Origin of the sequence: Mameliella sp. MMSF_3455 (assembly GCF_030733205.1) — a bacterium.
Lineage (GTDB): Bacteria > Pseudomonadota > Alphaproteobacteria > Rhodobacterales > Rhodobacteraceae > Antarctobacter.
Genome location: NZ_JASHJL010000009.1, coordinates 145,969 through 154,829, shown reverse-complemented (window position 1 = coordinate 154,829; position 8,861 = coordinate 145,969). Strand labels below are relative to the sequence as shown.

5 protein-coding genes are annotated in these 8,861 nt (G+C 64.0%); 2 read left to right on the top strand and 3 right to left on the bottom strand.

Features of this window, described 5'->3' with window-relative positions; all coding sequences use genetic code 11:
- Positions 1–132: 132 nt before the first annotated feature.
- Positions 133–1,197: an Mrp/NBP35 family ATP-binding protein gene (locus RBB42_RS09305; RefSeq protein ID WP_305972087.1), complete on the bottom strand. Its 1,065-nt coding sequence runs from the start codon at positions 1,195–1,197 to the stop codon at positions 133–135.
- 224 nt (positions 1,198–1,421) lie between these two features.
- Here RBB42_RS09305 and RBB42_RS09300 point away from each other — a divergent pair, with 224 nt between their 5' ends.
- Positions 1,422–1,640: a DUF1127 domain-containing protein gene (locus tag RBB42_RS09300; RefSeq protein WP_305972088.1), complete on the top strand. Its 219-nt coding sequence runs from the start codon at positions 1,422–1,424 to the stop codon at positions 1,638–1,640.
- An 823-nt stretch (positions 1,641–2,463) separates the two neighbouring features.
- Positions 2,464–5,643 (top strand): valine--tRNA ligase, encoded by a 3,180-nt coding sequence (locus RBB42_RS09295; protein WP_305972089.1) that lies wholly within the window; start codon positions 2,464–2,466, stop codon positions 5,641–5,643.
- A gap of 133 nt (positions 5,644–5,776) precedes the next feature.
- On the opposite strand, the gene RBB42_RS09290 is transcribed toward RBB42_RS09295, so the two are convergent.
- Together RBB42_RS09290 and RBB42_RS09285 are read right to left on the bottom strand one after the other, a co-directional pair.
- Positions 5,777–7,363 carry a 5-guanidino-2-oxopentanoate decarboxylase gene (locus RBB42_RS09290; protein WP_305972099.1) on the bottom strand — a complete coding sequence of 529 codons (1,587 nt, stop codon included), beginning with the start codon at positions 7,361–7,363 and terminating at the stop codon, positions 5,777–5,779.
- Entirely contained in the window at positions 7,363–8,811 is a 1,449-nt protein-coding gene (locus RBB42_RS09285) for a TrkH family potassium uptake protein (protein ID WP_305972090.1), read from the bottom strand. Before RBB42_RS09285 ends, RBB42_RS09290 begins: the two co-directional genes overlap by 1 nt.
- Positions 8,812–8,861: the final 50 nt, after the last annotated feature.

Below are 8,861 nucleotides of genomic sequence, written 5' to 3'. Positions count from 1 at the left end.
GGTCCCAGAACTCACCGGCGTAGCGCCCGGACCCGTCTTGATAAAACCTTGGCCCACCGGGCGCCCCGCCCCGGCTTCTTCTCTCCAAAAATACTCCAACGGCGCGCCGCAGGCGCGCGCCCCGGGCAGGGATCAGACGATCCCGCCCTGGATCAGCCGGTCGGCAAGCTGTGCATAGGCCTGCGAGATCGGCCCGTCGCCCATCGCCACCGGCGTTCCACCGTCGCCGCCCAGCCGCGTGTCCAGGTCGATCGGAAGCTGCGCCAGCAAGGGCACGCCGATCTTCTCGGCCTCTGCCGCCACGCCGCCATGACCGAAGATATGGCTGTCCTTGCCGCAATGCGGACAGGTAAAGACGGCCATGTTCTCGATCAGGCCCAGCACAGGTGTCTTGAGCGTGGCAAAGGCATCCAGCGCCTTGCGCGCATCCAGCAGCGCCACGTCCTGGGGCGTCGACACGACGATGGCCCCCGCCACCTCGGATTTCTGGCACAAGGACAGCTGCACGTCCCCGGTGCCCGGCGGCAGATCGACGATCAGCACATCCTGCGTGCCCCAGTCCACCTGCATCAACATCTGCTGGAGCGCGCCCATCAACATGGGACCACGCCAGACCACCGCCTTGTCCTCGGCCAGCATCGAGCCGATGGACATGACGGTGACCCCATGCGCCTTGAGCGGAATGATCGTCTTGCCGTCCGGGCTGGCGGGCTTGTCGGTCAGGCCAAACATGCGGGGCTGACTGGGGCCGTGAATATCCGCGTCCAACAGGCCCACGCGTTTGCCCGCCCGCGCCAGCGCGACGGCCAGGTTGGCAGAGACGGTGGACTTGCCGACGCCGCCCTTGCCGGAGCCGACGGCCAGGATCGTCTTGACACCTGCCGGTTTCATCACGCTGTCCTGCGGTTTCGGGTGGCCGCCCATCTTCAACTGGGGCGGCGCCTTGGCTTCGGTCGGCGCGCTCAGCACCACGCTGGCCGAGGTCACACCGGGCACCGCTTCCGTCGCCTTCTGCGCGATGGCCCGCAGCGGCTCCATCCGGCGCGCCAGTTCTGCGCTCGGTGCCTCGATGACAAAGCGCACAACCCCGTCCTCGACCCGCAGCGCTCGAATCATGTCCCTGGAAATCAGGTTTCCCCCGTCCGGCAGATCAACCCGCTCCAGCGCCGCCTCGACCGCTTCCTTCATCTCCGACATGTCTTACCCCGTGGTTTTGCCATTTTCAGTGGCGCTTCCCTTGCGTTAGCGCAACCTCAGATCACGCAGCTGCCTAGCAATCAACCTTAACTGCCAAGAATTGAACAGTTTTCATATGCACTTTCTGCATAGCAGAAATGACGCCGTGACCATTGTGCACTTGCAGCATTTGCCCCATCTTTAGCGCAACCAAGGCAACGCACAGACACTGAGGCACGGAAACAATGGCACATGCAACGGCGAACATCACCAATGCCCAAAGCGGTTTGGGCGCCCGCATCTCCGGGCTGGTCGCAACCTTCCAGGCGCGTCGCGCCCGCCGCCGGGTCTACAAGCAGACCTATGCAGAGCTGGCTTCGCTGAGCAACCGCGACCTGGCCGATCTGGGCCTAGCACGCAGCGAAATCTCGCGCATCGCGTGGCAAGCAGCCAACGAGAACTAAGTCTTTCAGGCGGGACGTTCCTCCTCCCAGTCCCTCCTGTTCCGGTGCCGGCTCCACTCTCCTCCCTTCGGAGCCGGCACCCAAAAGTTTCGGGGCATGACCCCAACATCATATGCGGGCCCTCCTCCCATTCGGCCCGCAGACAGAGCGGCGGCACCTCTCCTCCTCCCTAGGTGCCGCCGCACGAAACACCGGGTCTCGTGACCCAAACGCAATGTTGGATCCCTCTCCTCCTCCCTGGGATCTCGCATAAGCGGCGGTGCCTCTCCTCCTCCCTGGCACCGCCGCACAGGAATTCGGGTCACACGGCCCACAGATATGTCTGGTCCCTCTCCTCCTCCCTGGGACCTTTCATAAGCGGCGGCACCTCTCCTCCTCCCTGGTGTCGCCGCACCAGATTTCCGGGCCGCTTGGCCTGAACGATATGTCGGGTCCCTCTCCTCCTCCCTGGGATCTTGCATAAGCGGCGGTGCCTCTCCTCCTCCCTGGCACCGCCGCACAGGAATTCCGGGTCACGCGACCCGACCAAGTTGTCAGGCCCCTCTCCTCCTCCCTGGGGTCTTTCAACGGCAGCGGCGCCTCTCCTCCTCCCTGGCGCCGCTGCCCAAATAAGTTTCGGGGCCCCTCTCCTCCTCCCTGGGGTTCCGTAGCCTCAGCCCGCGATGCATCGCATCGCGGGCTTTTTTCTGTGCCGCGCAAGGTCGACGGGATAGGTGCGTGTCCACATCGTCCGCGGCCCCACGCGCGCGCCTTCACCGGCCCCCTTCCCCTTGGCGCGCCCTTGTCGTAGACCCTCCGCCAACACTGGACGAGGACAAGACCCATGCCCCTGGAAAAGAGCTTCAACGCCGCCGAGGCCGAACCGCGCCTCACCCAGAAATGGCTCGACACTGGCGCCTTCCGCGCCGGCGCCAACAAGAGCCGCGACGAAAGCTTTACCATCATGATCCCGCCGCCGAACGTGACCGGCGCGTTGCATGTGGGTCATGCCTTCAACAACACCCTGCAGGATATCCTGGTCCGCTGGCACCGGATGCGCGGCTTTGACACGCTCTGGCAGCCCGGGCAGGATCACGCCGGCATCGCAACCCAGTTGCAGGTCGAGAAGAAACTAAAGGCCGAAAGCAACCTGCGCCGCACCGACCTGACGCGGCAGGAATTCCTCGACAAGGTCTGGGAATGGAAGGGCCAGTACGGCGGGACGATCGTCAACCAGCTGCAGCGCCTCGGCTGTTCCTGCGATTGGGACCGCAACGCCTTTACGATGGCCGGCGCGCCAGGTGACCCGAAGACCGGGCATGAGAACAGCCCCAACTTCCACGATGCGGTCATCAAGGTCTTTGTCGACATGTACGACAAGGGGCTGATCTACCGGGGCAAGCGGCTGGTCAACTGGGATCCGCATTTCGAAACCGCGATTTCCGATCTCGAGGTCGAGAACATCGAGGTCGCGGGCCACATGTGGCACTTCAAGTACCCCCTCGCCGGCGGCGAGACCTATGAATATGTCGAAAAGGACGAGGACGGAAACGTCACCCTGCGCGAAACTCGCGACTATATCTCGATCGCCACCACCCGCCCGGAAACCATGCTGGGCGATGGCGCCGTGGCCGTGCATCCCGACGACGAGCGTTATGCATCTATCGTGGGCAAGCTGTGCGAGATCCCTGTTGGCCCGAAGGAACACCGCCGCCTGATCCCGATCATCACCGATGAATACCCCGATCCGGACTTCGGGTCCGGTGCGGTCAAGATCACCGGCGCGCATGATTTCAACGACTATCTTGTGGCCAAGCGCGGCGGCATTCCGATGTACCGCCTGATGGACACGCGCGGCCAGATGCGCGCCGACGGCGAGACCTATGCCAAGGCTGCCGAGATCGCCATGCAGGTGGCCGAAGGCGATCGCACTCTGACCGAAGCCGAGGCCGACGCGCTCAACCTTGTGCCCGACCACCTGCGCGGGCTCGACCGTTTCGAAGCCCGCGAAAAGGTCATCGCCGAGATCACCGCCGAAGGGCTGGCGGTCATGACCACCTCTGACGACCCGCGCCTTGGGCCGAAACCCAAGTTGAAGAAGGGAGAGGAAGAGCCGCCCGTCACCGAGGTTCCTCTGGTCGAGGTCAAGCCGATCATGCAGCCCTTTGGCGACCGTTCCAAAGTGGTCATCGAACCGATGCTGACCGATCAGTGGTTCGTCGATGCGCAAAAGGTCGTCGGGCCGGCGCTGGACGCCGTGCGCAACGGCGACATCAAGATCATGCCGGAGTCCGGCGAAAAGACCTATTTCCACTGGCTGGAAAACATCGAACCCTGGTGCATCTCGCGCCAGCTGTGGTGGGGGCATCAGATCCCGGTCTGGTACGGGCTCGACCTCTCCGCCAAGAGCGGCAAGCAATACGACCAGGAAAAGGACGGCGCACTCGACCTCGTCGAGATGCGCGAGCTTCTGGACGACCAGCGCCTGCTGATCGGCGAGGAACGCCACCACGCCGCGCATGACTTCGACGCCGTCCGCGCGAAATTCGAGGATGTTCTGGCGGGCCTGCCCACACCGCTCAACCATGCGCGCGTGACCGAGGTCGAGGACCGCAACGCCGCCGTGCACCAATTCGCCGAGGCGCTGGCCCAGTACGAGGCGACGCAGGACCCGACGCAGCTGATCTACCCGGTCTGGCGCGAATCCGATGTGCTGGACACCTGGTTCTCCTCCGGTCTCTGGCCCATCGGCACGCTGGGCTGGCCCGAGGACACCGAGGAAATGCGCCGCTATTTCCCGACCTCGGTTCTGATCACCGGATTTGACATCCTGTTCTTCTGGGTCGCCCGGATGATCATGATGCAATTGGCCGTCGTGGATGAAAAACCCTTTCACACCGTCTACCTGCACCAGCTCGTCCGCGACGAGAAGGGCAAGAAGATGTCCAAGACCACCGGAAACGTCATCGACCCGCTGGAAATCGTGGACGAATACGGTGCCGACGCCCTGCGCTTCACCAATGCCTCCATGGCCTCCATCGGTGGCGTTCTGAAACTCAGCGTCGACCGGATCGCGGGCTACCGCAACTTCGGCACGAAGCTCTGGAACGCCTGCCGCTTCGCGGAGATGAACCAGGTCTTCGACACCCACAAGTCCAGCAGCGACCCGGCATTCGCCCCGACCGCCCAGCAGACGGTGAACCGCTGGATCGTCGGGGAAACCGCCCGCGTGCGCGAGACCGTCGACGCGGCCCTGACAGACTACCGGTTCAATGACGCGGCAAACGCGCTCTACAGCTTTGTCTGGGGCAAGGTGTGCGACTGGTACGTCGAGTTCTCCAAGCCGCTCTTTGGTTCGGAGGATGCGCAGGTGGTGTCCGAGACCCGCGCCACGATGGCCTGGGTGCTGGATCAGTGCCTGATCATGCTGCACCCGGTCATGCCCTTCATCACCGAAGAACTCTGGGACACGCTGGGCACGCGCGACGGGATGCTGGTTCACACCGACTGGCCGACCTACAGCGCCGCCGAGGTCAGCGACGCCAAGGCCGATGCGGAAATGTCCTGGGTGATCTCTCTGATCGAGGGCGTGCGCTCGGCCCGGTCGCAGATGCATGTTCCGGCGGGACTGTATGTTCCGATGCTGGTCAAGGGCATCGGTGCAGAAGAGCAGGCCGCCTGGGATCGCAACCAGACGCTGATCCTGAAACTGGCCCGGATCGAGGGGCTGACCTCGGTTCAGGACTTCCCCAAGGGCTGCGTGACCGTTCCCGTTGGCCAGGCCACCTTTGGCCTGCCGCTGGCCGATATCATCGACGTGGAGCAGGAAAAGGCGCGGCTGGAGAAGTCGCTGGGCAAGCTGGCCAAGGAGATCGGTGGTCTCAAGGGGCGGCTGAACAACCCGAAGTTCGCGGAAAGCGCCCCAGCGGAAGTGGTCGAGGAAGCCCGTGACAATCTCGCAGCCCGAGAAGGCGAAGAGGCCAAGCTGAAAGAGGCGCTCGCGCGGCTGGCCGAAATCGGCTGAGCCGAGTTGACCGTTGACCGGGCGCCGCCGGCGTCCGGTTCTCCCTTGGTTTCCAGACATTTCGCGGGAGACTTTCACAAGAAGACGGGGGCATAGCCCCTCTCTTGCCAGATCTCCGCGCGGACCGCGGACCCTAGAGCAGCGCTTGCGTCATCCGGATCAGCGTCGGCCCCTCCGCCTCGAAGGCCGAGGTCACTGCCCTTTGCAGCCCGGCAAGGCTTGCCGGTTCCACAGCCTGCGCCCCGTAGGCCCGCGCAAGGGCAAGGAAATCCGGGTTCCGTGCCACAACCGCGTTGGGCTCGATCTGGGCGCTGACCATGTTTTCCCGGATTTCACCCAGCGCGCCATTGTCCCAGACCAGAATGGGCAGCGACAGCCCCAGTTCCACCGCTGTCCCCAGTTCGGGCAGCGTGTATTGCAACCCGTAGTCCCCGAGGATCGCACAGGTCGGCAGGCCCGGACGACCGACGGCGCCACCGATTGCGGCGGGAAGCGCATAGCCAAGCGTGCCGAAACCGCTGGGGTGATGCCAGTGGCCAGACCGGGGCATGTCCCAGACCTCCAAAGCGCCATAGGCGAATTGGGTCATGTCGGAATAGATCATCGCGTCCGCTGGCATGATCTCCTGCAACGCCTCGGCGATCTCCACCACGCCGGGCCGTTCCGCGCGGACCTGTGCCTGCCAGCGCGCCCGCGCCGCTGCCACCTGCGCCGCATCCCAGCAGGGCGGACGGTCGTCGTTGCGCGCCGGGATGGCAATGGTCATTGCCCGGATCAGCGCCGCCGCGTCGCCGATCAGGCCCAGGTCACCCGCCCGCAGCCCCGACAAGACCGTCGGATCCAGGTCCACCCGGATCATCCGTCCCTTGTGGCCCAGTTCGTCGCGCCAGAGGTCGACCTCGGACAGTTCCGTCCCCAGAGCAACCACCAGATCCGCCTGGGCGGCGACTTCTGCGCATTCGGGCCGCGCGAGCGAACTGCCAAAGAACAGAGGATGATCCGAGGGCACGATGCCTCGGCCCGCATAGGTAACAAAACTGGCAGCCCCGGTCTGCTGCAACAGGTCCGGCACATGGGCTGCCCCGGCAACAGCGCCTCCACCAAAGACAAAGAGAGGTTTCTCGGCCTCGCTCAGCGCGTCGATCACCGCGTAGATCTGGTCATGGGTCAGATGCGGACGCTCTGGCCGCAGAGGCGGCTCCGGCGCGGGATCGGCCGATGCCCCCAAGGACGCGATCGGCATGTGCAGGGCCTTTGGCCGGGGACGCGCGCTGGCGAACTCGCCAAAGGCGCGGTCGATCAGAGCATAGACAGCCGCGGGCGTCCCCGCCTCTTCGGACCAGTCGCAGACCGTGGCCCCTGCCGCGCGCTGGTCGCGCATCTGGTGCAATTGCCCGCGTCGGGCCGCGGTTTCATCCAGGCAGGAGGCCAGAGCCAGTACCGAGACACTGTCGGAATAGGCCTGTCCCAGCGCGGTCAGCGCGTTCAGGAATCCCGGCCCGGTGATCAGGTAGCAGACACCGGGCCGTCCGGTCGCCCGCGCATAACCATCGGCCATGAACCCGGCGCCCTGCTCGTGGCGGGCAAGGACATGTGTAATCCCGGCCTCCTCGATGCCGCGATACATCTCGATGTTGTGGACACCTGGAATGCCAAAGATCACCTCGACCCCGCGGGCCTTGAGTGCATGGCTGACCTGTGCGCCAAGGGGTTTCGTCATCATGCCCTCCAGAAGCCGACAGTAAACAGTGCAAAGACCACCAACAGCTCAAGCCGCCCGGCAAGCATGGCGAAACTCAGCATCCATTTTGCGGTATCGCTGAGCGTGGCAAAGTTGCCCGCCGGGCCGATGGTGTCCCCAAGCCCCGGGCCGATGTTGGCAATCGCCGTGGCCGCGCCGGACACCGAGGTGATGAAATCCAGCCCCGTAAGGCTGAGCCCGACCGAAAGCACCCCCAGCGAAACCACGAAGAAGACAAAGAAGCTCATGACCGAACTCATGACATCCGGTCCGATCGGGCGCCCCTGATAACGCGGCACGAATACGCCATGCGGCGAGCGAATGCGCCGCAACTGAACCCGGATCGAAGCGATCAGGAGCTGATAACGGAATATCTTGACCGAACAGGCGGTGGATCCCGCGCAACCGCCGATCAGCCCGATGAAAAAGAACATGGCGATCAGGAACGGCCCCCAGGTCATGTAGTCGACGCTGGAATATCCCGTACCCGTCATGATCGAGGTGATATTGAACAGCGCCTCGCGCACTGCCTGTTCCGGGTGGTGCGGAAAGATCGACAGCAGGGTGAAGGACGTCGCCACCACCAGGATGCCGATGATCCCGACGAAGGCGATCACCTGACTGTCGGAAAACAGCACGTAACGCGCCCCGGCGACCATCTGCACGTAGCGCACGAAGGGCAGCGCGGCCAAAACCATGAAAACAGAGGCCACATATTCCGCCGGCCCCGCGAACGTGCCGAAAGAGGCATCGTAATTGGCAAAGCCCCCTGTCGAAACCGTCGTCATGGCATGAACCGTCGCGTCAAAGGCATTCATGCCGGTCAAAAGATAGCAGATGGTACAGACCAGCGTGAGCGTGATGTAGATCGACGAGATCGAGGCCGAAATCTGTGTCGCTCGGGGCAGGATCTTGCCCATCGTGTCAAAGGCCTCGGAGCGGAAGATCTGCATCCCGCCCACCCGCAATTCCGGCAGAAAGACCATGGCAACGACGATGATCCCGATGCCGCCGAGCCATTGCAGCAAGCCCCGCCACAGCAACAACCCCTTGGGCAGATCGTCCAGACCGATAAAGACCGTCGATCCGGTGGTGGTCAGGCCCGACATGGCCTCGAAATAGGCATCCGTGAGGTTGGCGTCCGTTGCACCCAGCATGAAGGGCATCGCCCCAAAGATCGGCAGCACCGCCCAGACGCCCGTCGTCAGCAGAAAGGTCTGCTGCAGGGTCAACCCTTTCTTGACCCCGTTGGCGCAGGACACCGCGATCAGGCCGCCAGCCAGAATCGTGATGATTGCGCTTTCAAGGAAGACGGGCCATTCGCCCCGGCCCTCTGCCAGGTCGACCACGAGCGGCAGCAACATGCAGGCACCAAGGCAGGCGACCAGCAGGCCGATCACATAGGCAACGGGACGAACATCGAACATGAGACGGAGCGTTGGCCCGCCGGTGCAGGACTGTCAAGCGCCCTGCGCAT

Coding starts and splice junctions, on each gene's coding strand:
- RBB42_RS09305 (WP_305972087.1), bottom strand. CDS start 1,197: ATGTCGGAGATGAAGGAAGCGGTCGAGGCGGCGCTGGAGCGGGTTGAT.
- RBB42_RS09300 (WP_305972088.1), top strand. CDS start 1,422: ATGGCACATGCAACGGCGAACATCACCAATGCCCAAAGCGGTTTGGGC.
- RBB42_RS09295 (WP_305972089.1), top strand. CDS start 2,464: ATGCCCCTGGAAAAGAGCTTCAACGCCGCCGAGGCCGAACCGCGCCTC.
- RBB42_RS09290 (WP_305972099.1), bottom strand. CDS start 7,363: ATGACGAAACCCCTTGGCGCACAGGTCAGCCATGCACTCAAGGCCCGC.
- RBB42_RS09285 (WP_305972090.1), bottom strand. CDS start 8,811: ATGTTCGATGTTCGTCCCGTTGCCTATGTGATCGGCCTGCTGGTCGCC.